This window comes from Bradyrhizobium sp. CCGUVB4N, from assembly GCF_024199945.1.
Taxonomy (GTDB): domain Bacteria; phylum Pseudomonadota; class Alphaproteobacteria; order Rhizobiales; family Xanthobacteraceae; genus Bradyrhizobium.
Genome location: NZ_JANADP010000001.1, coordinates 5,079,087 through 5,104,327 on the forward strand (window position 1 = coordinate 5,079,087; position 25,241 = coordinate 5,104,327).

A 25,241-nucleotide genomic window follows, 5' to 3' on the forward strand; every position below is an offset into this window, starting at 1 on the left:
GGCGGCGCTGAGATGCTGACTGAGATGCTGACTTGGCTGGAACAGTTTCTCGTCCGCTATCCCGAGCTTGCGCTGTTCCTGGTGATCGCCGCAGGCTACTGGATCGGAAGCTTCAAGATCGGTGCCTTCAGTCTCGGCCCGGTCACGGGCTCGTTGTTCGCCGGCCTCGTGGTCGGCGACTTCGCGCATGTACCCGTCTCCGGCATGACCAAATCCTTCCTGTTCCTGCTGTTCCTGTTCGGGATCGGCTATTCCGTCGGTCCGCAATTCGTTCAGGCCATGAAGCGCGACGGATTGAAGCCGATGCTGCTTGCCGTCGTCGTGGGCCTCACCGGCCTTGCGGCCGCCATCGTCGTGGGAAAGACGCTCGGTCTCGATCCCGGCCTCGCGGCCGGGCTGATGTCGGGAGCCCTGACGCAAAGCGCGGCGATGGGAACGGCAACCGACGCGATCAACGGCCTCGCGGCACCCGAGACGCAGCGCGCGCTCTATGTCTCGCACATCGCGGTCGCAGACGCCGTCTGCTACATCTTCGGCTATGCGGGCGTGATCCTGTTTATCACGGTGGTCGCGCCTGCCCTCCTCAAGATCGACCTGCGCGACGAGGCGCTCAAGCTCGAGCAGTCGCTAGGCATGAGCCGGAGCAAGCCGGGCCTGGCGTCGGCATGGCGGAAATTCGAGCTGCGTGCCTATCGGCTGGACGCGGACTCTCCGCTGATCGGATTGACAGTCGCCGCCGCCGAAGCGCGCCTGCCGGAGCACCGCCTGTTCATTCACAGGATCCGCCACGGAGAACGCATGTTCCAGGCGGAACCGGGCACGGTTCTCGCACCTGGCGATGTGATCGCGATCTCGGCGCCGCGCCATATCATCGTCGATCTGATCGGCTCCCGCGCCGAGGAGGTTGAGGACAGGGATCTGCTCGACATTCCCTTGATCTCGGCGGACGTCTTCCTGATCAACGCCAAGCTCGCCGGCATGAACCTGCAGGACGCCTCACAGCAAGACTGGACACGCGGCCTCTATCTGCGTTCGTTGCGCCGCGGTGGTCAGGAGTTGCCGATTGCACCCGGCGTGGTCCTGCAGCGCGGCGATCTGCTGCGGATCGTCGGTCCCGAACCGGTCGTGGAGAACGCGGCGAAAAACATCGGCGTCATCGTCGAGCCCAGCACCAGCATCGATTTCGTGGTGCTTGGGCTCGCCATATTCTTCGGCGGCATCGTCGGCGTGCTCGTGAGCTTTCCTGTCGGCAGCATCAAGATCGCACTGAGCACCAGCGTCGGCACGCTGCTCGCCGGGCTCCTGGTCGGCTACCTCCGCACGCTCAACCCGCGGTTCGGCCGGATTCCGGACGGCGCCATCAGCCTGATGACGTCACTCGGGCTTGCCGCGTTTGTCGGTCTCACCGGAATCCACGCCGGGCCCATCTTTCTCTCCTCCCTGCGCGAGTCCGGCATCGGCCTGCTGCTCGGCGGCATGGTCGTGACGCTGCTGCCGCAGCTCGTCGGATTCTGCTTCGGTCACTTCGTCCTGCGCATGAACCCGATCCTTCTGCTCGGCGGATTGACCGGCTCGCAGACGGTGACGGCCGCCATGGCCGCCCTCCAGGAGCGATCGGGAAGCCCGGTGCCCGTGCTCGGATATACGCCGGCCTATCCCGTCGCGAACATTTTGTTGACGACCTGGGGCTCGGTGATGGTCGCCGTGTTCGCGCCCTGAAGGGGGCCGCGTGCTATGACGCGGCCTTGAGCTTCGGTTGCGCGCCCGGCTTCGGCCGGCCGATCTTGCCCAACGCCTCCGTGCGCACGAGCTTCAGGCCCTCCTTGGCGTCGTAGCCATGGATCTCCTTCACATCGAGCTTGCGCATGAAGTCGATGGTCTCCTGGGTGATGACCTGACCCGGCACCATGATCGGGAAGCCCGGCGGGTACGGGATCACGAAATTGGCCGAGACGAGCTCGGGGCCAGCCTTCAGACGACGATCGATCTCGGGATCGTTGAGGCGGATATGCTCGCAGCCGGCGACGTCATAGGCGGCATAGAATCCGCTGCGAATGTCGCCTTCGTTGGTCTTGGTGCCGGCATCGCCACGGAAGCTCGGGTGGAAGTGCGAGAAGTTCGGGAGATCAGGCACGTCCTTCATCAGGCTCTTGACCCGCGCCTCGAAGGTCTGGCGCGCATTGGCGCCGCCTTGCGCCAGCCCGCGGTCCACCTCGCCCGCGATCTCGGCGAGGACGCGCACGAGATGCGCGACATCGCTGCGGGTGTTGTTGATGTTGGATTGGACCAGGACCGAATTGCGCGAGGTCTTGTTGACCTGGATGTTGTACTCGTTGGCCAGAATGCCCTTGAACTGGGTGCCGTCGAAACCCGCCGTGCCGCACACCAGCGTCATGCGGGTGGGGTCGAGACAGAACTCGTCCTCGTCCAGGCTCTTGAGCGTGTTGGCCCAGTTCACACCGGCGGCGAGATAGTCCGTAAACCCGCTCTGGCGGTATTGCGCCGGCACCATGGCGTCGGCGCCGAGAACGTGGAAGTATTTTGAGATCAGCGGATTGTTGTTGACCGCGTTGCGAATGGCGAACGCGATCTCCATGGCGTTGGCGACGAGGCCATAGCCCTCCAGCTCCATCTGGCGCCGCGAGATATCGAGGCTGGCGATCAGCTGCTGGTTCGGACTGGTGGAGGCGTGCGTGAACACAGCTTCCTTGAACTGCTGCTCGACCGTGTGGAATTCGACGTCCTTGACCGAGAGCATCGAGCCCTGCCGGATCGCCGACATCGACTTGTGCGTCGAGTTGGTCTGGTAGACGCGGAGACGAATCTGGCGCGGATCGGGAATGAGGCGTGTCTTGAGCAGCACCTCGTCCGTCGGATTCCTGCCGAGCTCGGCCTGCTGCTTCTCATAGGCGGCGACCGATTTCGGGTCGCGCATCCACGCCTCGATCTCGTTGGCGGCGCCGAGGCCGGTGCGGCGGCGCAAGAACGGCGAGAAGCGCGCGAAGCCGAACCAGGCTTCATCCCACAGGAAGATCAGGTCCGGCTTGATGGCGAGGCATTCCTCCATCACCCGCCGGGTGTTGTAGATGTGGCCGTCGAAGGTGCAGTTGGTGAGGTCGAGCAGCTTGACGCGGTCGAGCCGGCCGTCGGCCTTGGCGTTGAGCAGCGCCTGCTTGATCGTCTTCAGCGGCACCGCGCCATACATCGAATATTCCGTCATCGGGAAGGCTTCGACATAGAGCGGCTGCGCACCGGCCAGCACCATTCCATAGTGATGCGACTTGTGGCAGTTGCGATCGACGATCGCGATATCGCCCGGCGCCAGCAGCGCCTGCACCGCCATCTTGTTCGACGTCGAGGTACCGTTGGTGACGAAGAAGACGCGGTCGGCGCCGAGTGCCCTCGCCGCCTTCTCCTGTGCCTTCTTGATGTTGCCGGTCGGCTCCAGCATGCTGTCGAGGCCGCCGGTGGTGGCGCTGCTCTCGGCCAGGAACAGGTTCGGGCCGTAGAACTCGCCCATATCGCGGATCCAGTCGGACTTGAAGATCGACTTGCCGCGGGCAATCGGCAACGCATGGAACGTGCCTATGGGGCGCTGCGCGTATTTCTTGAGGTTGTCGAAGAACGGCGTGTCGTAACGATCCTGGATGCCTTCGAGGATCGAAAGATGCAGCTCCAGCAGCTCTTCCACCGAATAGAAGATACGGCGAACGACGTTGGCCTCGGGATTACCGGCCATTTCCTCGACGTCACGATTCGAGATCATGTAGAGATCAAGCTCGGGCCGGACCCGCTTGATGATCTGGGCCAGCCGCAGCGCGGAGGCATCGGACTCGTCCTTGAGGCCGGCCGTAGCCGTCATCGAGCGGAGGACCGGCGCATCGTGGCGCGAGCGCAGGCCAAAGCCCTCGTTGATGACGACGGCGCCGAGGTTGGGATTGAGCATGGTCGCGCAAAAGGCGTCTTCCAGATTGCCGACGATGACCGGCTCGTAGATGAAGGCGTCCTCCGGACGGCGCAGCTTGCGCCATTCGGACGCCAGCGCCGGCCACTGGCCGGGTGACACGCCGGTGACAATCAGGGTTTCGAAATAGGGCCGGCGTGCCTTGTGCGCGCCGAAAGTGGGCGACACCAGTTCGGGCGCATCGCCATTGCCATCGTCCTTTGCATTCCAGTCGCCGGCATGCTGGCGGAATGATCGCGTCGCCAAAGCCTGGGTGATCCGGGTCGCAAGCGACAGCGACGCGGCCGCATCCCCGGCCGCGGCTGCTTCGCGCAGGGAAGCCATCAATTGCAGGCCGGGATAGCCGTGGAATTCTTCTGTCACCGACAGGCTGGCCAGCGCCGCGTCATAGGCCGTTCGATCGCCGCCGCGCGCCCAAACTTTTGCGGCCTCAACCAGATCACGCCAATCGTCGGCGCGCGCTCCGGGCCCGGAAAAGAACTGGTCGATGCGCTTCTGCGCGATCTTCGTATCCTTGGCCATGCGTCTCTCCCGATCTTTTTGGGGAAGGTGATGCGGGATCGTGCTTTCGGCGCCGGTCGCTCCATTTGATCCAAGTCAACGGTCGCGCGCATTCCGCAGGACGCGAAGCGTCGCAGTTCGCATCGCAGTACGCCGCATCAGGCCGTCCGCTGAGCCGGATCGCCCTTGGCGTCGCCGAGAACGCTGTCGAGCGAGCGCAGCCATTGCCGGCTGTCGGTCTTTTCCCCGAGCCCCTCGGCGCGCAGGAGGTCACGCAGTTGTGCATGCGCGCCGACGATGCAGAGGGTCACCCGGCGTGACGCGAGCTCGTCATGGAGATCATGCAGCATCCGTGCGCCGGCCAGATCGATATAGGGCGACGCCGAGAGGTCGCAGGCGACCAGATGGATGCCCGGCGAACGCCTGAGCGTGCTCAGGACCGTGTCCAGAATCGTCTCGGCATTGATGTAGAGCAGCGAGGCCTCGGGCCGGAATGCGATGATTCCGACCAGAGGCTCGACATCCGCGTGCCGCGCGCTGTCCGAATAACGGCCGGTGCCGGGCAGGCGGCCGAGGAACGCCACGTTCGGCCGCGACGCCCGCGCCAACAGCAGGAAGATCGACGCAATCGACGCCAGCAGGACACCCTGGAGGATACCAAGCAGCAGTACCGAGATCAGGGCAATCGACGCTGCCAGGAAATCGATCCGGCTGACCTGCCACATCCGTATCAGCGCACGCACATCGACCAGCTTGTAGACGGCGGCAAAGACGATAGCCGCGAGCACGGCCTTGGGCAGATTGGTGAGCAGTCCCGTGAAGAACAGCAGACACAGCCCGAGCGTCACGGAGCAGATGAGCAGAGCCAGAGGTGTTCGCGCACCGGCGCTGTCGTTGACTGCCGATTGCGACAAACCGCCCGCGACGGGATAGCCGTGGCCGAAGGCGGCCGCGAGGTTCGCCGCACCCAGTCCCAAAAATTCCTGTCGGACGTCGAGGGGATAGCCATGCTTGGCGGCAAAGCTCCGGGCCGCCGAGACGCCCTCGATGTAAGCCAGCAGCACGCAGCCGGCAGCGAGCGGGAAGAGATCGTCGAACTCCAACAGTCCGAAGGTCGGCATCCCCAGCGACGGCAGCCCTTCCGGTATCTTCCCGGTAACGGGCACACCAAGGCCCGGAAAGCCGAACACGGTTGCCACCACAATCGCCAGCGCCACGACGGTGATGCCGACCGGTTTGCCCGGTAGCAGTCGTTCGCCGAGCAGCAGCAACAACAGCGCAACCGCGCCGATGGCCAGCACGAGCGGATCAAGATGGCCGAGCTGCCCGACCAACTTGAACGCGCGGTCGAAGAAATTGTGGCCGCCGCCGGCGACGCCGAACAGGCTCGGCAGCTGGCTCATGATGATGGTGAGCCCCGCGCCGGCCTTGAAGCCAACCAAAATGCTGTCGCTGACGAGGCGAACGAGCACGCTGAGCTTGAACAGCCAGGCGATGAAGCACAGCACCGCGACAGCGAACGCCGCAAGACTCGCGATCTGCGCATACTTCACGGCATCGCCGCCGGCGAGCGCGCCGACGGTTGCCGCAATCATCAGAGAGATCGCCGACGTCGGGCCGATCGCCAGCTGCCGCGACGCCCCGAGCAAGGCATAGCCAATCCCGCCAAGCATGTAGCCGTAGACGCCGATCTGCGGCTGCAGGCCGGCGAGCGTTGCGTAGGCCAGCGAGACCGGAATGGCGTAGGCGGCGAGCGTGACGCCCGCGACGGCGTCGAAAGGAAGCCATTCGCGTCGATAGGCGGCGAGCCAGCCGAACGGCGGAAAGAAGCGTGTCCAACCTGGATCAGAAGGCTCGGCCATCCCCCTCCTCCCGACGAGAGACCTCGCAATGCGGCAACGATCAGCAGCGCCGTGACGACAATGCCAGCTATCGCAGGTTCTTCATCCATTCATAGGCGTCGTCGGGTCGACGTCGAAGCTTGATCTGGATCAAGCAATCTCTCCCCGTCGACAATCAAATCGCGCCAGCGCGCCCGAGGAAACCGCGACCATGCTTGAATTCCTCCGCCGTTTGGCGACGGCCCTCATCATCCTCTTCATTGTTCCCGTCCCTGCCCATGCCGAGGACGACGTCCGCATCCAGGAGGAGATCTGGGCCCTTCCGCTGCCGCTGCCGATGTTCGCTTATCTGGTCCGCCCGGTTGGCGACGGCCCATTCCCACTGGTGATCATGAACCACGGCGTTTCGCTGAACCCGACCGACCGCAGTTTCTTTCCACTGGTCGAATTCCGCGACGCCGCGAAATGGTTCGCGAAACGCGGCTATCTGGTGGTGGCTCCGGTCGGAAGCGGCTATGGCGCCGCCGCGATCGATATCCCCGAACGGGCGATCTACGGCCCGTTCTTCTCCAAGATCGGTAAATGCATCAATCCCAACTTCCACGATGCCGGGCTCGCTATCGCGCAAGTCGATCTCTGGATCATCGACTACATGGCCGCCGAAAAGCGCATCATTCCGAAGGATGTGATCGTGGTCGGCCAATCCGCCGGGGGCTGGGCGGCGATCGCTCTGTCGAGCGTGAACCCGCCGTCGGTGAAGGCGATCATCGTCTTTGCCGGCGGCCGCGGCGGTCGCGTCGACGGCAAACCCAACAACAATTGTGCACCCGACAAGCTGGTCGATGCGACGGCGGATTTCGGCAAAACCTCGCGCGTGCCGATGCTGTGGATCTACATCGAGAATGACACGTTCTTCGGTCCCGATCTGTCGAAGCGCATGCGTGCCGCCTTCACGGCCGCCGGCGGCAAGGCCGAGTACCATTTGATGCCGCCATTCGGCAACGAGGGTCACTTCTTCATCGGCTCACCGGACGCGATCCCGCTCTGGTCGCCCCTCGTGAGCAAATTCCTCGATACACAAAAATAGATCCCAGTTCCCGGAGACGCGATCATGTTTAGCGCCCGTGACTATCTCACAGCCCTTGCCGCCGCCATCGCCGCAACCACTGCATTGCCAGGTCTCGCCGCACAGGCAGATAAGCCTGCCGAAGTCGCAACACGCGGTCAGCGCGAGGCCAAGGACATCACCTATGGCGACTGGCAGAAGCTGTGCTTCAAGGCGGGTGGCGCGCCGATGCTGTGCCGGACGTCGATCACGGGTAAATTCCCAACTGGTCAGATAGCGGTACGCATCGACCTGATCGAGCGCGACGGCACCCCGACGGCACGACTTCAGCTCTTCGTACCCGTTGGCGTGTATCTGCAGCAACCGGCCAAGCTGACCGTCGACCAGGGCACTCCGGTCCGTGTGCCATATACCTGGTGCCTGACCAATGCCTGCATCGCGGCCGACGTCGCGCAAACCGGGATGATCGAGCAGATGGAGGCCGGAAAGACGCTGACCCTCGAGACCGTCGACTCCAATCTGCTGGCGTTGACGACTTCGATACCGCTGGTCCAGTTCGCATCGGCTCACAAGGGCGCACCGGCCAAGACGCTGGAGCAATATGTCGACGAATAAGCCGCCCAAGCGCCCCTAAGCGGCGGCCGATGCCCGCGTCACCGACTCGATCAGGGACTGCGCGGAAAACGGCTTCGCGAGGTAGGCGACACAGCCGGACGCAATCGCGGCGGTCCGATTTGCCGCGCTGTCGGTTCCGGTGATGTAGATGACCGGCACCTCAACGCCCGTCTCCGCCAGCTTCCGGCGCAGATCGATGCCGGACACACCGTCGAGATTGATGTCAAGAACGATGCAGATCGCCTCGTCGAAATGGCCGTGATCGCGCAGCGCGTTCGCGGACTCGAACAGCGTCGCGGCGAAGCCGTGCTCACGCAGCAATCTGGACAGGCTGGTGCGGATGGATGGATCGTCATCGACGATGAAGACGGACTGGCGCATCGACACGGCATCCACCTCTCGCGCAGCATCAACGGTGACAACGTTGCGCAGCTTCAATCGCGCACCGGGCGCGGCTGCACATCCATCACGTATGCATGGCAACATCTCGCTGCCGGCTTTCATATTGTCCCTTTGGGAAGTCACATCGCGGGAACTACGCGGCGACAGAAAATCAGCTAATCGCGGTTCGCATCGAGCATTCCAAGGCGCTCAGCGACCGAAACGAGCTCGGCAAGTGAATGGACCTGCATCTTCTCCATCACCTGGTGCCGGTGCGCCTTCACGGTGCGCTCCGTCGTTCCAAGCTCATGCGCGACCTGCTTGTTGATCCTGCCGCGCACGATCAGATCGAACACCTGCCGCTCGCGCTGGGTCAGCGTTGCAAGGTGTGCGCGCAGCGTATCGAGCTTGCCGCGCTGCGCACGAGCGGCATTCTGCCGCGTCAGGGCACGCTCGATCGCGTCGAGCAATTGCTCTGACGATACCGGCTTGGTCAGGAAATCCTCCGCGCCAGCCTTGATCGCTCGCACCGTGGTCGGCGTGTCGGCGTGCCCGGTCAGGAAGATGATCGGTAACGTCGAGCCCTGCGCGATCAGGCGGCCCTGCAGGTCGGGCCCGCTCAGCCCGGGGATCCGTACGTCGAGAAGGATGCATCCCGGCTGCGCATCATCGAGTTCGGCGTCGAGCAAATCCTCAGCGGTTGCGTAGGTCGCAACATCGTAGCCCGCGAGTTTCAGCCGGCGTTCGATCGCCGTCCGGAATGAAGCGTCGTCATCGACCACATGAACCAGAGCGGGCACCCTCACCTCTCGCCAGAGCCACCAAGACTGGACGAAGTCCGCTACGTTCTCGGCATCTTGTCAAACGGTTTGACAATCGTCGCACGTGTTTCGAAACGGGATACATTCCAGGCCGCGGATAACGCTTTCTCAATCTGCGCAACGAACGCCCGCCGGTGTCCGTTGGTACCATGCACCTTAGGACAATGGTTTGAAATGCGTCCTTGGTCGTAAATCAACTTCGGCGGGAGTGGGATAGCGCGGCACATTCCCCGCAAAGTACGCAATGAGTTCAGTCTGACAGACCAATTCGGCGATGAGCTGAGGAGTTGGCCATGTTCGTTCGTATCACGACTGATTCCGCCCCGCGTCCCAATTCTCTCCGTGATCTCGGAATGACCAGCGCTTCAAACTCGCTCGTCAATTTAAGCGAATTTTCCTACAAGAAAGGCAGCGAAATCTACGGCGAGAAAGAGCCCGCCGATTATGTCTATCAGGTCAAGTCTGGTGCAGTGCGAAGCTACAAGCTGCTGTCGGATGGCCGCAGGCAGATCGGCGCCTTTCATCTCGCCGGCGACGTCTTCGGCCTGGAGAACGGTGGAGAGCACCGCTTCACGGCAGAGGCGATCGTCGATACCCATGTGCGCCTCGTCAAGCGGCAAAGCCTCGAGATCGTGGCCGAGAGCGACGCCATGGTGGCGAAGAACCTGCTGAGCATGACCACGAACAATCTCCAGCACGCCGAAGACCACATGCTGCTGCTCGGCCGCAAGACCTCGCTGGAACGGGTCGCGGCCTTCCTGCTCGAGATGGACAAAAGGTTGACGGCGGCCGGCGTGATGGCGCTGCCGATGTCCCGGCGCGATATCGCCGACTATCTTGGCCTGACGCTGGAGACCGTCTCCCGCGCCCTGTCGCGGCTGCATGAGCTCGGCATTCTCGGCTTCATCGGCAATACCCAGCGCCAGATCGTGCTGCTGGACCGGGAACAGCTCGCAAGCCTCGACTTGCAGCCCTGATCCAGCCGAAAACGACTGACTGGACGGTGCGCGACGCACCGTCCAGGACCGATCGTGCGACCTCCGACACCCCGGTGACGCCAGGGTGGCACAAACTGCACATCACGCCGGCTCCCCTCAATGCTAGCCTCGATCCATGTCGAAGGAGATCGTATTTCGGATCGCCATCGTCGTCCTTGGCGCGTTGCCGGTGGCGTTCACGGCGCTTGTCCTTTTCATGGGATGAGGTCGTCTCGGGTAAGTCCGACATGGTCGAGCGTCTTGCGCAATACCTCGAACAGGATTGCGGCTGACCAGCCGAACAGCAGCACGCCGTTCATGGCGGTCAGCGGACCGAGCAACCTCCACGCCTGCACCGGCGTGATATCGCCATAGCCGAGCGTCGTGTAGTTGACGAAGGCGAAATAGAGCAGATCGCTATCGGGCGAGGCCGCGGCCTCGACGATGTCGTATGTCCAAGCCCATACCAGGACTTCCACCGTGTGCGCGAGATTCAGCACCGCGGCGGTCGCAACCATCACGCCCATCAAAAGCAATCTCGGTCGCTCGGTTCTTCGGAGCCCGGCGCTGCGCGCAATAGCCACGGCAACGACGGTGACCAGCGCGTGAATACCGATATTGATCGCGCTCACCAGCGCGCCGACTGCCAGCTGCAATATCATGAGAACCGATCTGAGGATGGCCTTTGGCTGGAACGTTTGCTTTCGGTCACGAAGGTTCGAAATTTGACGTGCGATGTTTCCGCGTCAATCCAGGTCAATGGTGCTGCAAGGTCGCGTCGCTCGCGACACCGCGCACCTCGTTGACCTCGGCCGGCGCGACGCGCTCGATGCGGATCCAGGCGGCCGCGAGCTCCCAGGCGACGGCAAGAATGATCGGCCCGATGAAGAGGCCGATGATGCCATGTGCGAGCGTTCCGCCGATCACCCCGATCAGGATCACGAGCGTCGGCGTGGTCAACCCGCGTCCCATCACCAGCGGTTTCAAGATGTTGTCGAGAACGCCGACGATGACGAAGAATATCGTCAGAGGCAGCGCGACCATCACGTCCTTGTCCATCCAGATCCAGATCACGACGGGAATGAGCACGATGGCCGGGCCGATCTGCACGATCGACAGCAGGAGAACGACCACGGCCAGCAGACCCGCGCTCGGAATGCCGGCGAGCTTGAAACCGATACCGGCGAACAGCGCTTGAATGATCGCAACCCCGATCACGCCCTGCGACACAGCGCGGATGGTCGCCCCGGAAAGCTCCAGAAAATGCTCGCTCTGTTCCGGCACGATGCGGAACAGGAAACCGCGGATCGCGCCGGCCAGTTGCGGACCGTACGGAAACAGGATTCCGGCGACCAGCACCGACAGCAGGAACTGGAGCGTTCCGATGCCGGCGCTGCCGGCGAAGGACAGCATGATCCCGGCGAGCGGCTTCAGATATGGCGTCACCTCGCGCAGCACCGCGCGGACATTGGTGTAGGCCAAATTCCAGAGATCGTAGAGCTGCGGTCCAATCAATGGCCAGCTCTTGATCTGCTCCGGAGCGGCCTTCAGCGCGAGATCGCCGGCGCTGATCTGGCTCGCGATATCCCTGATCCCCTCGACGGCGCTCAAGCCCAGCCACGCCGCCGGCCCGATGACAATTCCGAGCATCACCAAGGTGAGAATGGCTGCCGCGATCCGCGGGCTGCCGCCGAGCAGTTTCTCAAGCCAGCCGAAGACCGGATAGAACGCCACTGCCAGCACTGCGCTCCAGGTCAGGATCGGCACGAACGGCTTGATGATCAGGAACGTCCAGATGATCAGCAGCCCCAGCAACGCAAGCCGGATCACGAGCTGGACCACGGCGTCGGCGGGCAGAAACTGGCGAAGTGTCTTCACGGCTCGATACCTGTGTCTTGCGGAACGGCACACTCTCGTCGAGCGTAGCGGCGCCGAGCAAGCGGCAGGCTTGATCCAAATCAAATGGTCGATCGGAGGCACGACGGGCCGGGATTCTGCCCCCAGTTCCATGCGTCCCGTCGAAAAAAGCCAGAAGACAACCGGCTGGAAAGGTGTAGGATTCGACCAAACGGGAGGAGCGGCATGTTTGAAATCACCGGTTTCGACACGGCAGGCGTCGTCAACCTGAAGCGGGAGTCTCTCGCCGCCGCCCTCAAGAAGGCCAGGGAGCTGATCCAGGACGGCTGCCGCGACGTTCAGATCGTCGATCCCCATGGCCGGGTTTACACCTCGTTTGAGGAGCAGGCAGCCTAACCGCACCTTCGGCATCGTAACCGAAAATGAGACCTCCGCGCCCGGGAGCGCGGGGCTCTTTTGGCGTCTGTCTCTTGCAGTCCTCAACTCGCACGAGCCACGTCGTTGCCAATCAACTCATTTGGGCGCACCCTTCGGCGAGGCGCGCAGACGCCGCACAGGGAGAGACCCATGAAGGAGTCGGGCCTGGATGGTCGCCATCGGGACAAGGATGGCGCAATCAGCAAAAAGCACGGCAACACGCTGGTCGGCACATTGCGCAAGATCTACGGCAAGGGTTTTGCGGCCGGCTATCCGGACGCGACCCAGCTCAGTGAGGTCTTGCACCAGTTGAACGAGACGTCGCTGAGCCAGCTGCGGCGCGACCACGACACCGGCCATTTGGGGCACAAGATCGACCACGTCCCCAAGTGACGGACCTCACGTGAAGACATTGATGTCGTCAGGTCTGACAGCCGGCTCTCCGGCGGCCTGGGTCGGTCGGGGCTGGCTTTTGCCCCATCACACTTCCCGCATCGCACTTGCCGTTTGAGCCTTCCGAAACCAAGCGCTAGGATGAGCGCTTTTACGGAGACTCATTTGAATCAGTTTATTGTTGTCGCAGCCGTCGCGCTACTTGTCACGGTGCCTGCCCGATCCCAAGGCCTGGTCGATCCCAGCAAGGTTGCACCCGAATACCGCGAAGCGGCTGAAAAACGCCGCGCCGAGCAGATCCGTCAGCGCGAATGCGCCCTGAAGGCGGATCTGGAGAAAGTGCTGCCGCGCGATCGGACCGATTATCTCAATCACTGCCTGGACGCGATCGCCGCGAAGCAATAGCGGTTGCTGCCGGTTGCGCCGCAAGACGCGCGTGAAAGTCGCAACCGGCTTTCAGGCTTTCTTCAGATATTCGGCTCACCGTGGCTGCCGATTTCCAATAGTCATTGTTGTCGGCACATGAGTTTCGTCCAGGTCCAGTGCACGCGCTGCAAGACGATGTTTCGCGATCGCGCGGGACGGTTGCAGGACGGCTATTCCAGGCAATGTCCCGGTTGCGAGGTCGTGTTGTTCTTCGCCGAGGACTCGCAACATCCCTTCATCAAGCGCGCCATGCGAAACGCGAGGAAGGCCCGCAAGGAACAGCACGAGGTCGAAGCAGCCAGGCGCTCTATCCCGCCGGAACCGCGTGCGGCTCCTCGATCGCGGTCGTCGTCCGCCGGACGCGCGCGGGTGCAGGAACGATCCGAATAGGACCCGGCAGGCCTTTTACGTCGCCTCGATCCAGATCCCGGCGTCGGAATGCGCGCGGATGTGATCGACCAGAAAGTCCGAAAACACCCTGATCTTCGCCGGCAGCCGGACGCGGTTCTGATAGGCCACGTTCATCGTCAGCAGCGGCAATTCCCAGTCCGTCAACACGGGCACGAGCTTGCCGGCTGCGATGTCGCTCTGCACGATGTAGAGCGGCTGGATCAGGATACCGAGCCCCGCGCGCGCGGCGCCGCAGATGATCTGGCCGTCATTGCTGTCGAGCGTCGGCGCGATCCGAACGGTCTGCGTCGTGCTGCCCCGGCTCAACCGCAGCGAATAGGGATCGTTGGCGAGGTTGTAGACCAGCATGTCATGGCGCGCGAGATCGGCAGGATGCTCTGGCGTGCCGTGCGCCGCGAGATAGGACGGTGCAGCCGCCAGCACGCGGCGCATCTGCCCGATGCGGCGGATGATGATGTTGGAATCCGGCTCTTGCTCCCGCGTGCGGATGGCGACGTCGATGCCGGCCTCGATGAAGTCAGGATAGCGGTTGGCGGCGATGATCTGCACATCGAGCTTCGGGTAGAGCTTGCGAAACGCCGGCAGCATCGGCGCCATGTAGATCATCGCAAAGGACAGCGAGCTCGTGACGCGCAGCATGCCCTTGGGCGAGAGCGCGCGATCACTGACGGCATCCTCGGCCTCCGCGAGTTCGTTCAGCAGCGTGCTGCAACGCTGCAGCAGCTCCTGCCCGGCTTCGGTCAGCCATTGACGGCGCGTGTTGCGCTCGATCAGCCGGACCGCGAGCCGCTCCTCCAGTGCGCTGAGGTGCCGGCTCGCAGCCGCGTTCGACATCCGCAAGGTGTCGGCGGCCTTGGAGAGGCTGCCGAGCTCGGCCGTCCTGGAAAACACCTCGAGCTGGAGGAGCCGGTCCATTCTTCCTCATAGTGGAAAAGAGACTTACGATTTTTGGCCTTTATTTCCGATTTCTGCAAGGCAAAATGGAGTCAACAAGCAAGATCGCAGGCGAGGAAATTTGAGAAATGTCGGGTCCGATCAAGCACATCGTGATGTGGCGGCTGCGCGGGGAGACCGAGGCCGAGCGTTTGGCCGCCCGGACCAAGGTCAAAACCCTGTTCGAAGGCCTCAGGGGCCGGATCGACGGCCTCACCCATATCGAGGTTGGCGCTGATATCAGCGATGTCGATTACGCCTGCGACGTTGTCCTCGTCTCCGAGTTTACCGACAGCGCGGCCCTTAAGGCCTACGCCACCCATCCGGAACATCTGCGGGTGCGGGAGGAGCTCGGCGACTTGCGGATCGGACGCTTCCAGGTCGATTATCCCGTCAAAGAGACCGGCGCATGATCGGTTCGTTCACCTTTGAAAATCTGCCCTGCCGCGTCGTGTTCGGCAGCGGAACTCTTGCCTCGGCCAAGGCCGAGATCGAGCGCCTGGGCGGCCGCCGCGCTCTGGTGCTCACGACGCCGCAGCAGGAAGCGCAAGGCAAAGCGCTCGGTGCCGCATTGGGCCCGCTCTATGCCGGCATTTTTGCCGGCGCCACCATGCACACGCCCGTTGAGGTGACCGAGCACGCCATTGCGGCGATGAAAGCCTGCGACGCCGATTGCGTGGTGGCGCTCGGCGGCGGCTCGACGACCGGTCTTGGCAAGGCGCTCGCGTTGCGCACCGGCGTCAACCAGCTCTGCATTCCCACCACCTATGCCGGCTCGGAGATGACCCCGATCCTCGGCCAGACCGAGAACGGACTGAAGACCACGGTCCGCGATACCGCCGTGCTGCCGGAGACCGTGATCTACGATGTCGACCTGACGATGACGCTGCCGGTCGGCCTCACCGCCACCTCCGGCATCAATGCCATCGCGCATGCGGTGGAGGCGCTCTACGCGCGCGACACCAATCCCGTGACCTCGCTGATGGCCGAGGAAGGCATCCGTGCATTGGCGCGGGCGCTGCCCGCGATTGCGGCCAAGCCCGATGATCGCGCGGCGCGCAGCGATGCGCTCTACGGTGCGTGGCTGTGCGGCGTGTGTCTCGGCACCGTCGGCATGGCGTTGCATCACAAGCTCTGCCACACGCTCGGCGGTACGTTTGACCTGCCGCATGCCGAGACGCACACGATCGTGCTGCCGCACGCGCTGGCCTACAACGCGCCCGCGGTGCCTGATGCGATGGCGCTGATCGTGCGTGCAATCGGTGCGGCAGATGCGGCCCAGGGTCTCTACGATCTCGCCAAGCGACTGGGAGCCAAGGTCGCGCTACGCGACATCGGCATGCCCGAGAGCGGCATCGACAAGGCGGCCGATCTCGCCGTCACCAATGCCTACTGGAATCCGCGTCCGCTCGAGCGCGACGCCATCCGCGATCTGATCGCGCGCGCCTGGGCCGGCGATCCGCCCGTCGCAGCCAAAGCGGCGGCGTGACCGACATGCGGCGCACCCTTATCCAGTCAGCAACGATCATCAGCATGGACGCATCGATCGGCGATCTCCGTGTCGGCGACGTGCTGGTCGAGAATGGACGGATCGCCGAGGTGCGTCCCGGCATTGACGCCACCGATGCCGAGATCATCGACGGTCGCGGCCGCATCGTCATCCCCGGGCTGATCAACGCGCACATGCACACCTGGCAGACGGCGTTGCGCGGCTATGCCGCGAACTGGACGCTGCTCGAATATTTCCGCCGCATGCATGCCGGGCTCGCGACCCTGTTCGCCCCCGACGACATCTACATCGCCACCCTCGTCGGCGCGCTGAACCAGATCAATTGCGGCGCCACCACGCTGGTCGATTGGTGCCACAACAACCCGACGCCGGCTCACACCGACGCCGCCGTGCGCGGCCTGATCGAGAGCGGCATCCGAGCTGCCTTCTTCCACGGCTCGCCGAAGCCTGAGCCGAAACCGGGCGAGCCGCATTTCTCGGAGGTGCCGCATCCGCGCCGCGAAGTCGAGCGGCTGCTGGCGGGTCCCCTCGCCGACCGCAATGGCCTGGTCACGCTCGGACTTGCCATTCTCGGTCCGCACTATTCGACGCTCGACGTGTCCTTGCACGATTTCCGGCTGGCGCGGGAACTCGGCCTGATCGCCTCGATGCATCAGGGCGGCGGTCCTGCGAAGACGCAAGGTGGCTGGGAGAAGCTGATCGAAGCCGGGCTCGTTGGGCCGAACGTCAACATCGTTCATGGCAACGATCTGCCCGACGATCTCCTGCAAAAGTTGATCGATCTCGGCGTCAGCTTCTCGGTGACGCCCGAAAACGAGATGATCCAGGGCCACGGCTTTCCCATCACCGGACGGCTGCTCAAACGCGGTGTCCGGCCCACCATCGGCATCGACCTGGAATCCGTGCTGGCCGGAGACCTCTTTTCTGCCGCCCGCGTCGCCCTGTCGATGCAGCGCGCGCTCGACAATTCCGAGATGCGCAAGAGCGAAGGCACAATTCCAGCGACGACCACGATTCCCGCGCGCGAAGCGCTGGCCTGGATCACCACCGAAGGCGCACGCATGCTCGGCCGCGAGAGCCAGATCGGGTCGCTGACGCCGGGCAAACTCGCCGATCTCGTGGTCATCAACGCCGACGATCTCAACCTCTTTCCGGTCCATGATCCCATCGCCACCGTGGTGATGCAGACCAGCCTCGCCAACATCGAGTCGGTGATGATCGGGGGCGTCTGGAAGAAGCGGAACGGAAAACTGCTGGTTGACGGGCTCGACCGGAAGAAAGAGCTGCTCGCGCGATCCGGCCAGCGGCTGGTGAAAGACATCGAACGACAAGGGCACGCCGCAACATAGCGGCCAACGGACAACAACAATGACTGAAACAAGCAAACAGGTCGCCTTTATCGGCATCGGCAAGATGGGCCTGCCGATGTCGCTTCTCGTCGCCAAGGCCGGCTACGCCGTCACCGCCTTCGACCAGAGCACCGCGCGTCTCGACGAGGCACGCGAGCACGGGATTGCCGTGGCTGGCTCGCCCGCAGACGCCGTTAACGGCCGCCCATTGGTCGTCACCTCGCTCCCCGATGACGCCGCCTTGCGCGCGGTGATGCTCGGCCCGACCGGGCTGATCGGCGCGATGGCGCCGAAGGCGGTGCTGATCGAGACCAGCACGGTCAGCGCCGAAGCCTCCGCCGAAGTCGATGCCGCGGCGCAGGCGCGTGGCGTCGCCTATCTGCGGGCGCCGGTCTCCGGCAACGCCAGCATCGTCCACACCGGCACACTGAGCTGCTTCGTGTCTGGTCCAAAGGACGCCTTCGAGAGTGCAAAACCGCTGTTTGCGAGTTTTACCCGCGCGCAGACCTATCTCGGGCCGAGCGAGGAAGCGCGCTACGCAAAGCTCGCGGTCAATCTCATGATCGCGGTCTCGGCCGCGATGATGGCCGAGAGCCTGGCTCTGGCGCGCAAGGGCGGCATCGGCTGGCAGGACATTTTGAAGGTGCTGGACGAGAGCGCGGTCGCCTCCCCGATGGTGAAGTACAAGACCGCGCCGCTGCGAAAGCGCGACTTCGTCTCGAGCTTCTCCTGCAAGCAGATGGCCAAGGACCTCGACCTCATTCTCGGCGCCGGCCATGCCGTCGGCGTGCCGCTGCAGCTCGCAGCCCAGGTGCGCGAGACCTACGGCTCGCTGGTCGCGCAAGGCGACGGCGAGACCGACTTCATCGCGACCGTGAAGCATCTCGAACGGCTGTCGGGCCTTGATGAGCCCAAACTCTGATTAGCGGAGGCAGATTTGCGTAATTTCAGCGAGACCAACATCACCGACGCCGTGCTCGAGCGTATCGCAGGCGCCACCGATCCCCGCATCAAGCAGGTCAGCGAAGCCCTGGTGCGTCACCTCCATGCCTTCGTGCGCGAGATCCGCCCGACCCAGAAGGAGTGGGAATACGGCATCGACTTCCTGACCCGCACCGGACACATGTGCGACGACAAGCGACAAGAGTTTATCCTGCTGTCGGATACGCTCGGCGTCTCCATGCTGGTCGACGCGATCAACCACCCGGTGCCGGAAGGCGCGACCGAGACCACCGTGCTCGGTCCGTTCTTCGTCCAGGCCGCGCCCGAGAAGCAGAACGGCGACGATATTTCCGGAACCATGGAAGGCGATCCCATGATCGTCACGGGCTCGGTCTCGACCGTCGACGGAAGGCCGCTCGCAGGCGCCGTGGTCGACGTCTGGCATTCCGACAATGACGGCTATTACGACGTGCAGCAGCTCGACGAGATCGGCGATCTCACGATGCGCGCCCGCTTCCACACCGACGCCAATGGCCGCTTCCATTTCTGGTCGATCAAGCCCGCGGCCTATCCGATCCCGCATGATGGCCCGGTCGGCGAGATGCTGGAGGCGCAGGGTCGCCATCCCTGGCGCCCGGCGCATGTGCACTTCATGATCTCGGCGCCTGGCTTCGAGCAGCTCGTGACGCATGTGTTCGTCGCCGGCGACAAATATCTCGACTCTGACGTGGTGTTCGGCGTCAAGGACAGCCTGATCCACGATTTCGTGCATTGCCCGGCCGGCCGTGCGCCGGATGGTCGCATGGTGGACAGCGCCTACTTCCATCTCAACTATGATTTCGGCCTGAAGCAGGCTGCAAGCAACGCGCAAGCGGCGTAAGCCGAACGTCGAATCGACGGACTGACAACAGTCCGCGACAAGGACGGACGACAGGGAGAAACGATGGGACCGCGGGTCAACAGTGCCGCTTTGGCTGAACGCCTCACGGGCGTGATCGGTCCGCGTGCGACCATCGCGCGCGGCGTGCTCGACCAGCATGGCCAGAGCGAGTCCTATTATCGCGCCCTGCCCCCGGACATCGTCGTCTATCCCGAGACGACCGCGGAGGTCGCCGAGATCGTCAAGCTCTGCGCCGGCGCTGATATGCCGATCGTGCCGTTCGGCGCCGGCACCTCGCTCGAGGGCAATGCCTCCGCGGTCGCGGGCGGCGTCTGCATCGACTTCGCACGTATGAACAAGGTGCTGGTGGTCCACGACAGCGACATGAATGTCGTGGTCCAGCCCGGCATCACCCGCAAGCAACTCAATGCCGAGCTGCGCGGCACCGGATTGTTTTTCCCGATCGATCCCGGCGCGGATGCCTCGATCGGCGGCATGACGTCGACGCGAGCGTCAGGCACCATGGCGGTGCGCTATGGCACCATGAAGGACAATGTCATGGCGCTGGAGGTGGTGCTGGCCGACGGTCGCGTGATCCGCACCTCCCGCCGCGCCCGCAAATCCGCGGCCGGCTACGATCTGACACGGTTGTTCGTCGGCGCCGAGGGCACGCTCGGCGTGATCACCGAGATCACCCTGAAACTGCATCCGCTGCCGCAGGCGATCTCAGCGGCGGTGTGCAGCTTCGACACCCTGCACAACGCCGTCGATACCGCGATCGGCATCATCCAGGCTGCCATTCCCGTGGCCCGCGTCGAGCTGCTCGACGACGTCATGATGCGCGGGATCAACGCCTACGCCAAGCTCGGCTATCGCGAGGCATCGACCCTGTTCTTCGAATTCCACGGCTCGGAGACCGCCGTTGCCGAGCAGGCCGAGTTGGCTCAGGCCATCGCCGCCGAGCACGGCGGCCGCGGTTTCGAATGGGCCAAGGCGCCGGAGGACCGCAGCCGGCTCTGGCACGCCCGCGACAACACGCTCTATGCCGGCCTGGGCCTGCGACCAGGCGCGCGCGCCGTCATCACCGATGTCTGCGTGCCGATCTCGCGGCTGGCGGAATGCCTGACCGAGACGCGCCGCGATGCCGATGAGCACGGTTTCACCGCGCCGATCGTCGGCCATGTCGGCGACGGCAATTTCCACATGCTGATCCTGGTCGATCCCGCAAAGCCGGAGGAAATCGACGGCGCCAAGGCACTGCAGGCCCGCATGGTCGGCCGCGCCATCGCGATGGACGGCACCTGCACCGGCGAACACGGCATCGGGCTCGGCAAGATCGACTATCTCACCGACGAGCTCGGCGAAGCCGTCGACGTGATGCGGTCGATCAAGACCGCGCTCGATCCGGACGGATTGATGAACCCCGGCAAGATCTTTTCGGGAGTGCGGCCGTGAACACCCCTGTCGAGACCGCAGTTACACCGCTGCTCGAGCTGCGCGGCATCAGCAAGGAATTCCCCGGCGTCAAGGCGCTGGACGACGTGTCCTTTGCGCTCTACGCGAGCGAAGTCCACATGCTGCTCGGCGAGAACGGCGCCGGCAAGTCCAGCCTGATGAAGGTGCTGTGCGGCGCGTACCAGGCCGACGCCGGGGAATTCTTCTACAAGGGCGAGAAGGTCACGATTGCATCCACCGCCGACGCGCAAAAACTCGGCATTGCCGTGATCTTCCAGGAATTCTCGCTCGTCCCCTATCTCGACATCGCCCAGAACATCTTCCTCGGCCGCGAGCCGAAGGGTCGCATCCCCGGCACCATCGACCGGCGCAAGATCCTGGCCGATGCCAAGCGCCTGCTCGACACGATCGGCTTCGACATCGATCCGTCCGTCGTCGTCAACACGCTCGGCGTCGCCCAGCAGCAGATGGTCGAGATCGCCAAAGCCATCAGCCAGAACGCGCGCATCCTGGTGATGGACGAACCCACCGCCGCGCTGTCCGACCGCGAGACCGAGCTGCTGTTCGCGTTGATCGCGCGGCTGAAAGCCGACGGCGTCTCCATCGTCTATATTTCGCACCGCATGGCCGAGGTGTTTGCGCTCGGCGACCGCATCACGGTGCTGCGCGACGGCCGCCGCATCGACGGCGTCAAGCCGGCCGACGTCACGCCCGACCAGCTCGTTCGCATGATGGTCGGCCGCACCGTCGACATGACCTATCCGCGCAATTTTGCCGACAAGCCCGGCGAGGTCCTGCTTGCGGTCAAGGGGCTGACCGCACCGAGCGGCATCTCCGACATCAACATCGAGGTCCGCCGCGGCGAGATCGTCGGCCTCTGCGGCCTGGTCGGATCCGGCCGCACCGAGGTGGCGCGCGCGATCTTCGGCGCTGATCCGGTCGCCTCAGGCGAGATCGTGTTCGACGGCAAGGCGATCTCCGGCGAGCCCGACGTTGCCGCCCGCCGCGGCATCGCGCTGATCCCGGAAAGCCGCAAGAGCGAAGGGCTCGCGCTGCTGCGTTCGGTCGGCGACAATCTCGTGGTCTCGGCGCTGCGAAAACTGTTTCCAAGCGGGCTTTTCGATCCGCGCGGCGGCCAGCGCACCGCCGATGGCCTGATCCGTCAGCTCCGCATCGCCACCCCGAGCGCGCGCCAGACCGTTGGTCTGCTGTCCGGCGGCAATCAGCAGAAGGTCGTGATCGGCAAGTGGCTGGCGGCCGGCGCAAAGCTCTTCATCTTCGACGAGCCGACCCGCGGCATCGACGTCGGCGCAAAGTCCGAGATCTTCGCCCTGATCGACCGGCTGGTCGCAGAGGGCGCCGCGGCGCTGATGATCTCGTCCGAGCAGGTCGAGATCTGCCATGTCTGCGACCGCGCCTATGTGATGCGCGAAGGCCGCGTCGCCGGACATCTGGCGCGCAACGAGCTGACCGAGGAGAACATCGTGCGATTGGGGATGCACCATGCGTGAGGCCGCCGTCGTTTCCCAACCCAATCCGCTGCAGCGCATTCCCGGCGTCGCCATTGTGCTGGGCGCCTTGATCGTTCTGTTTGGCGCCATTGCGCCCGGCTTTCTCACCCCGGCCAACCTCTCCAACGTGCTGGTGCAGTCGACCATCCTGACCATGCTGGCGCTGCCGATGACGCTGATCATCATGACCGAGGGACTGGACCTCTCGATGGGCGCGGTGCTGACGCTGACCTCGCTCTGCGTCGCCATCGTCTCGCTCGCGACCAAGTCGATGCTGCTCGGCCTGGGCGCCGGCGTGCTGGTCGGCGCGGCCTTCGGCACCGTCAACGGCTGGCTGGTCGCGATCCTGGGCATCCCGCCCTTTGTGGCGACGCTCGGCACCCTCGGCATGGCGCAAGGCCTGTCGCTGATCGTCTCCGACGGCCAGAGCGTGGTCGGTATTCCCCACAGCGTCCGCGACATCTATTCGGCGACGCTGCTCGGCGTTCCCGTGCCGATCGTGATCGAGCTCGTGACCTACGCCGCCTTTCACGGCCTGCTCTATCACACCCGCTTCGGCAGCTACGTGTTCGCGCTCGGCGGCAATCGCGAGGCGCTCCGCTATGCCGGCCTCTCGCCCAACAAGCTGCTGATCGCGGTCTACGCGATCGGCGGCACCATGGCCGGCATCGCGGGCCTGCTGATGACCGCGCGCATGAATTCGGGCCATCCGACCGCAGGCCTCGGGCTCGAATTCGATGCGATCGCAGCCGTCGCGGTCGGCGGCACCTCGTTCGAGCGCGGCAACGGCTGGCTGCTCGGCACGCTCCTCGGCGTCATCGCCGTCGGCGTGCTGCGCAACGGGCTGAATTTGATCTCGCTGCCGTCCTCGGTGCAGGTCGCAAGCGTCGGCGTGCTCGTCATCGTCGCGCTGTTCCTCGATGGCCTGCGGAGCCGCACATGACCGACATCACCAAGGAAGCGCTGTCGCCGCCGCGTTCCTTCCTGTCCCAGGACGCGATCCAGCTGTGCTACCGGCTGCTCGCCGTGCTGCTGATCTGCGCCGTGCTGGCGGTGCTGAACGACTCCTTCCTCAGCCTCGGCAACATCCTCAACGTCCTGCGCCAGGCGAGCCTTACCTTCTTCATCGCCTCGGGCCTGACGCTGGTGGTGCTCACCGCCGGCCTCGATCTCTCGGTCGGCGCCAATGTCGCGCTGTCCGCCTGCGTCGCCGGGACCGTGATCCACACCACGGGATCGCCGGTGCTGGGCATCCTGACGGGTCTTGCCTGCGGCGGCATCGTTGGCCTCCTCAACGGCATCATGGTGACGGCGCTGCGCATCCCCTCCTTCATCGCCACCTACGGCATGCTCTGGGTGCTGAACGGGCTCACCTACTGGTACATGGCGGGCGAGACGCTGCACGGCTTCCCGGCTGGATTCCGCCAGATCGGGAGCGGCTATCTGTTCGGGCTGCCGATCCCGGTCTATCTGCTGCTGGTGTTCCTCGGCATCGGAACGCTGTTTGCCCAGCGCACGATCTGGGGCCAGGAGATCTATGCGATCGGCGCCAATCCGGTCGCCGCCCGCCTCTCCGGCATTCCCGTCACCCGCCGCCTACTGCTGGTCTACGCCGTCTCCGGCACCATGGCGGGGCTTGCCTCGATCATCTTCCTGTCTCGGCTCAATTCCGCCGAGGCCGACATCGGCGAAAGCCTGACACTGCCGGCGATCGCGGCCGTGCTGATCGGCGGCACCTCGCTGTTCGGCGGTGTCGGCACAGTGTTCGGCACCTTCATCGGCGCGCTGATCCTGACGCTGGTACTGAACGGCATGAACCTGCTCTCGGTCAGCGCCAATTGGCAGCCGCTCGTCACCGGCATCATCGTCATTCTCGCGGTCTGGCTCGACATGAAGACCCGCCGCCGCACGCAATGAATTCTCAAGCAATCCAACAAACCAAAATGGGGATGGAGACGACATGAAACAGAGACTGGGCTATCTCGCACTGCCATTGGTGATGGCGGCCGCGTTCACGACGCAGGCGCGCGCCGATGGCGAGACCATTGCCGTTTTCACCAAGAACCAGACCAACCCGTTCTTCCAGACGGTGCGGGTCGGCGCCGACAACATGGCGAAGACGCTGAACGCCAAGACGCTCCAGTACATTCCGACCAAGCCAGACTCGATCCCAGAGCAGCTCAGCCAGATCGAGGACGTCGTGGTGAAGAAGCCGAGCGCGATCGTGTTCACGCCGGTCGACTACAAGGCGATGGTGCCTGGTGTCGAGAAGATCAACGACGCCAAGATTCCCGTCGTCAACATCACCGACCGCTCCGCCGGCGGCAAGTTCCTCTCCTTCGTCGGCGCCGACGACTACAGCCTCGGCCTCGAGACCGCGCGCTTCCTGCTCAAGACGCTCGGCGGCAAGGGCAACATCGTGATCATCGAGGGCGTCAAGGGCTCGCTCACCAACGTCGATCGCGTCCGCGGATTCAACGATGCGCTGAAGGAGAACCCGGGCGCCAAGCTCTTGGCCTCGCAGCCCGGTAACTATCAGCGGCTCCAGGCGCTCCAGGTCATGGAGAACCTGATGCAGTCGAACGCGCAGATCGATGGCGTGCTCGCCGCCAACGACGCCATGGCGGTCGGGGCGATCGAGGCGCTCGACGGCGCCAACCGCAAGGCCCAGGTGATCGGCATCAACGGCACCAAAGAGGCGATCGACGCCATCAAGTCCGGCAAGCTGCTCGCGAGCGGAGACTACAACGGCTTTTACCAGGGCTGTCTCGGCACCATGATGGCGATCCGCTCGTTGCGCAATGAACCCGTGATCTCCGAGATCGTGCTGAAGCCGACGGTCATCACCAAGGACAATTACCAGCCGTTCGACCAGCCGCTCGAGCAACGCACCTGCCCGACCTTCGAGGAAGCCGGCAAGCTCGGCGCGAAGTAAGCCTCTTCACGACAAGCACGGATGGCCGCCAGCGCGGCCGTCCCAACAACCGAAGC

The 25,241-nt window shown here is 64.1% G+C and carries 24 protein-coding genes; 17 read left to right on the forward strand and 7 right to left on the reverse strand.

Features of this window, described 5'->3' with window-relative positions; translation table 11 throughout:
* The first annotated feature begins 12 nt into the window (after nucleotides 1-12).
* Nucleotides 13-1,719, forward strand: a complete 1,707-nt coding sequence (aspT, locus tag NLM31_RS23280) for an aspartate-alanine antiporter (RefSeq protein WP_254193794.1) — start codon at nucleotides 13-15, stop codon at nucleotides 1,717-1,719.
* 13 nt (nucleotides 1,720-1,732) lie between these two features.
* Here aspT and NLM31_RS23285 read toward each other — a convergent pair whose 3' ends face one another.
* Both NLM31_RS23285 and NLM31_RS23290 read right to left on the reverse strand, forming a co-directional pair.
* Nucleotides 1,733-4,486 carry a decarboxylase gene (locus tag NLM31_RS23285; RefSeq protein ID WP_254193795.1) on the reverse strand — a complete coding sequence of 918 codons (2,754 nt, stop codon included), beginning with the start codon at nucleotides 4,484-4,486 and terminating at the stop codon, nucleotides 1,733-1,735.
* 137 nt (nucleotides 4,487-4,623) lie between these two features.
* On the reverse strand, nucleotides 4,624-6,327 hold the full coding sequence (locus NLM31_RS23290) for a SulP family inorganic anion transporter (RefSeq protein ID WP_254193796.1): 1,704 nt from the start codon (nucleotides 6,325-6,327) through the stop codon (nucleotides 4,624-4,626).
* Between the two features lie 190 nt (nucleotides 6,328-6,517).
* Here NLM31_RS23290 and NLM31_RS23295 point away from each other — a divergent pair, with 190 nt between their 5' ends.
* Nucleotides 6,518-7,393, forward strand: a complete 876-nt coding sequence (locus NLM31_RS23295) for a dienelactone hydrolase family protein (protein ID WP_254193797.1) — start codon at nucleotides 6,518-6,520, stop codon at nucleotides 7,391-7,393.
* 24 nt (nucleotides 7,394-7,417) lie between these two features.
* The gene (locus tag NLM31_RS23300) at nucleotides 7,418-7,987 is read left to right on the forward strand and encodes an invasion associated locus B family protein (protein ID WP_254131579.1); all 570 of its coding nucleotides are present in this window, start codon (nucleotides 7,418-7,420) and stop codon (nucleotides 7,985-7,987) included.
* Nucleotides 7,988-8,002: 15 nt separating this feature from the next.
* Here NLM31_RS23300 and NLM31_RS23305 read toward each other — a convergent pair whose 3' ends face one another.
* On the reverse strand, nucleotides 8,003-8,425 hold the full coding sequence (locus NLM31_RS23305; RefSeq protein ID WP_309143699.1) for a response regulator: 423 nt from the start codon (nucleotides 8,423-8,425) through the stop codon (nucleotides 8,003-8,005).
* Nucleotides 8,426-8,544: 119 nt separating this feature from the next.
* Complete coding sequence (locus NLM31_RS23310; protein ID WP_254193798.1) at nucleotides 8,545-9,168, reverse strand: response regulator transcription factor; 624 nt, start codon at nucleotides 9,166-9,168, stop codon at nucleotides 8,545-8,547.
* A 314-nt stretch (nucleotides 9,169-9,482) separates the two neighbouring features.
* Here NLM31_RS23310 and NLM31_RS23315 point away from each other — a divergent pair, with 314 nt between their 5' ends.
* Nucleotides 9,483-10,166 (forward strand): helix-turn-helix domain-containing protein, encoded by a 684-nt coding sequence (locus tag NLM31_RS23315; protein WP_254131581.1) that lies wholly within the window; start codon nucleotides 9,483-9,485, stop codon nucleotides 10,164-10,166.
* A gap of 215 nt (nucleotides 10,167-10,381) precedes the next feature.
* Here NLM31_RS23315 and NLM31_RS23320 read toward each other — a convergent pair whose 3' ends face one another.
* Both NLM31_RS23320 and NLM31_RS23325 read right to left on the reverse strand, forming a co-directional pair.
* Nucleotides 10,382-10,828, reverse strand: a complete 447-nt coding sequence (locus tag NLM31_RS23320; RefSeq protein ID WP_254193799.1) for a potassium channel family protein — start codon at nucleotides 10,826-10,828, stop codon at nucleotides 10,382-10,384.
* A 94-nt stretch (nucleotides 10,829-10,922) separates the two neighbouring features.
* Complete coding sequence (locus NLM31_RS23325) at nucleotides 10,923-12,044, reverse strand: AI-2E family transporter (RefSeq protein WP_254193800.1); 1,122 nt, start codon at nucleotides 12,042-12,044, stop codon at nucleotides 10,923-10,925.
* A gap of 204 nt (nucleotides 12,045-12,248) precedes the next feature.
* Here NLM31_RS23325 and NLM31_RS23330 point away from each other — a divergent pair, with 204 nt between their 5' ends.
* The 3 genes from NLM31_RS23330 (at nucleotide 12,249) to NLM31_RS23340 (ending at nucleotide 13,238) form a co-directional block, all read left to right on the forward strand.
* Nucleotides 12,249-12,419: a hypothetical protein gene (locus tag NLM31_RS23330; protein ID WP_254131583.1), complete on the forward strand. Its 171-nt coding sequence runs from the start codon at nucleotides 12,249-12,251 to the stop codon at nucleotides 12,417-12,419.
* A gap of 171 nt (nucleotides 12,420-12,590) precedes the next feature.
* Nucleotides 12,591-12,833 (forward strand): hypothetical protein, encoded by a 243-nt coding sequence (locus NLM31_RS23335; RefSeq protein ID WP_254131584.1) that lies wholly within the window; start codon nucleotides 12,591-12,593, stop codon nucleotides 12,831-12,833.
* Nucleotides 12,834-12,974: 141 nt separating this feature from the next.
* On the forward strand, nucleotides 12,975-13,238 hold the full coding sequence (locus tag NLM31_RS23340; protein ID WP_254193801.1) for a hypothetical protein: 264 nt from the start codon (nucleotides 12,975-12,977) through the stop codon (nucleotides 13,236-13,238).
* Nucleotides 13,239-13,664: 426 nt separating this feature from the next.
* Here NLM31_RS23340 and NLM31_RS23345 read toward each other — a convergent pair whose 3' ends face one another.
* Nucleotides 13,665-14,585, reverse strand: coding sequence for a LysR family transcriptional regulator (locus NLM31_RS23345; RefSeq protein WP_254131586.1), 921 nt, complete (start codon nucleotides 14,583-14,585; stop codon nucleotides 13,665-13,667).
* 107 nt (nucleotides 14,586-14,692) lie between these two features.
* Here NLM31_RS23345 and NLM31_RS23350 point away from each other — a divergent pair, with 107 nt between their 5' ends.
* From NLM31_RS23350 to NLM31_RS23395, 10 genes are all read left to right on the forward strand, one after another.
* Nucleotides 14,693-15,016 (forward strand): Dabb family protein, encoded by a 324-nt coding sequence (locus tag NLM31_RS23350; protein WP_254193802.1) that lies wholly within the window; start codon nucleotides 14,693-14,695, stop codon nucleotides 15,014-15,016.
* The gene (locus NLM31_RS23355) at nucleotides 15,013-16,092 is read left to right on the forward strand and encodes a maleylacetate reductase (protein WP_254193803.1); all 1,080 of its coding nucleotides are present in this window, start codon (nucleotides 15,013-15,015) and stop codon (nucleotides 16,090-16,092) included. Before NLM31_RS23350 ends, NLM31_RS23355 begins: the two co-directional genes overlap by 4 nt.
* Nucleotides 16,093-16,097: 5 nt before the next feature.
* On the forward strand, nucleotides 16,098-17,462 hold the full coding sequence (locus tag NLM31_RS23360) for an amidohydrolase family protein (RefSeq protein WP_254193804.1): 1,365 nt from the start codon (nucleotides 16,098-16,100) through the stop codon (nucleotides 17,460-17,462).
* Between the two features lie 19 nt (nucleotides 17,463-17,481).
* Nucleotides 17,482-18,384 (forward strand): NAD(P)-dependent oxidoreductase, encoded by a 903-nt coding sequence (locus NLM31_RS23365; RefSeq protein ID WP_254193805.1) that lies wholly within the window; start codon nucleotides 17,482-17,484, stop codon nucleotides 18,382-18,384.
* Nucleotides 18,385-18,399: 15 nt separating this feature from the next.
* Complete coding sequence (locus NLM31_RS23370) at nucleotides 18,400-19,284, forward strand: intradiol ring-cleavage dioxygenase (protein ID WP_254131591.1); 885 nt, start codon at nucleotides 18,400-18,402, stop codon at nucleotides 19,282-19,284.
* A gap of 63 nt (nucleotides 19,285-19,347) precedes the next feature.
* On the forward strand, nucleotides 19,348-20,739 hold the full coding sequence (locus NLM31_RS23375) for an FAD-linked oxidase C-terminal domain-containing protein (protein ID WP_254193806.1): 1,392 nt from the start codon (nucleotides 19,348-19,350) through the stop codon (nucleotides 20,737-20,739).
* Nucleotides 20,736-22,250 (forward strand): sugar ABC transporter ATP-binding protein, encoded by a 1,515-nt coding sequence (locus tag NLM31_RS23380; RefSeq protein WP_254193807.1) that lies wholly within the window; start codon nucleotides 20,736-20,738, stop codon nucleotides 22,248-22,250. The genes NLM31_RS23375 and NLM31_RS23380 overlap by 4 nt, the downstream gene beginning before the upstream one ends.
* Complete coding sequence (locus tag NLM31_RS23385; RefSeq protein WP_254193808.1) at nucleotides 22,243-23,193, forward strand: ABC transporter permease; 951 nt, start codon at nucleotides 22,243-22,245, stop codon at nucleotides 23,191-23,193. Before NLM31_RS23380 ends, NLM31_RS23385 begins: the two co-directional genes overlap by 8 nt.
* On the forward strand, nucleotides 23,190-24,167 hold the full coding sequence (locus tag NLM31_RS23390) for an ABC transporter permease (protein ID WP_254193809.1): 978 nt from the start codon (nucleotides 23,190-23,192) through the stop codon (nucleotides 24,165-24,167). The genes NLM31_RS23385 and NLM31_RS23390 overlap by 4 nt, the downstream gene beginning before the upstream one ends.
* A 43-nt stretch (nucleotides 24,168-24,210) precedes the next feature.
* Nucleotides 24,211-25,185 carry a sugar ABC transporter substrate-binding protein gene (locus NLM31_RS23395; protein ID WP_254131596.1) on the forward strand — a complete coding sequence of 325 codons (975 nt, stop codon included), beginning with the start codon at nucleotides 24,211-24,213 and terminating at the stop codon, nucleotides 25,183-25,185.
* Nucleotides 25,186-25,241 lie beyond the last annotated feature (56 nt).

Coding starts and splice junctions, on each gene's coding strand:
- aspT (WP_254193794.1), top strand. CDS start 13: ATGCTGACTGAGATGCTGACTTGGCTGGAACAGTTTCTCGTCCGCTAT.
- NLM31_RS23285 (WP_254193795.1), bottom strand. CDS start 4,486: ATGGCCAAGGATACGAAGATCGCGCAGAAGCGCATCGACCAGTTCTTT.
- NLM31_RS23290 (WP_254193796.1), bottom strand. CDS start 6,327: ATGGCCGAGCCTTCTGATCCAGGTTGGACACGCTTCTTTCCGCCGTTC.
- NLM31_RS23295 (WP_254193797.1), top strand. CDS start 6,518: ATGCTTGAATTCCTCCGCCGTTTGGCGACGGCCCTCATCATCCTCTTC.
- NLM31_RS23300 (WP_254131579.1), top strand. CDS start 7,418: ATGTTTAGCGCCCGTGACTATCTCACAGCCCTTGCCGCCGCCATCGCC.
- NLM31_RS23315 (WP_254131581.1), top strand. CDS start 9,483: ATGTTCGTTCGTATCACGACTGATTCCGCCCCGCGTCCCAATTCTCTC.
- NLM31_RS23320 (WP_254193799.1), bottom strand. CDS start 10,828: ATGATATTGCAGCTGGCAGTCGGCGCGCTGGTGAGCGCGATCAATATC.
- NLM31_RS23330 (WP_254131583.1), top strand. CDS start 12,249: ATGTTTGAAATCACCGGTTTCGACACGGCAGGCGTCGTCAACCTGAAG.
- NLM31_RS23335 (WP_254131584.1), top strand. CDS start 12,591: ATGAAGGAGTCGGGCCTGGATGGTCGCCATCGGGACAAGGATGGCGCA.
- NLM31_RS23340 (WP_254193801.1), top strand. CDS start 12,975: ATGAGCGCTTTTACGGAGACTCATTTGAATCAGTTTATTGTTGTCGCA.
- NLM31_RS23345 (WP_254131586.1), bottom strand. CDS start 14,585: ATGGACCGGCTCCTCCAGCTCGAGGTGTTTTCCAGGACGGCCGAGCTC.
- NLM31_RS23350 (WP_254193802.1), top strand. CDS start 14,693: ATGTCGGGTCCGATCAAGCACATCGTGATGTGGCGGCTGCGCGGGGAG.
- NLM31_RS23355 (WP_254193803.1), top strand. CDS start 15,013: ATGATCGGTTCGTTCACCTTTGAAAATCTGCCCTGCCGCGTCGTGTTC.
- NLM31_RS23360 (WP_254193804.1), top strand. CDS start 16,098: ATGCGGCGCACCCTTATCCAGTCAGCAACGATCATCAGCATGGACGCA.
- NLM31_RS23365 (WP_254193805.1), top strand. CDS start 17,482: ATGACTGAAACAAGCAAACAGGTCGCCTTTATCGGCATCGGCAAGATG.
- NLM31_RS23375 (WP_254193806.1), top strand. CDS start 19,348: ATGGGACCGCGGGTCAACAGTGCCGCTTTGGCTGAACGCCTCACGGGC.
- NLM31_RS23385 (WP_254193808.1), top strand. CDS start 22,243: ATGCGTGAGGCCGCCGTCGTTTCCCAACCCAATCCGCTGCAGCGCATT.
- NLM31_RS23390 (WP_254193809.1), top strand. CDS start 23,190: ATGACCGACATCACCAAGGAAGCGCTGTCGCCGCCGCGTTCCTTCCTG.
- NLM31_RS23395 (WP_254131596.1), top strand. CDS start 24,211: ATGAAACAGAGACTGGGCTATCTCGCACTGCCATTGGTGATGGCGGCC.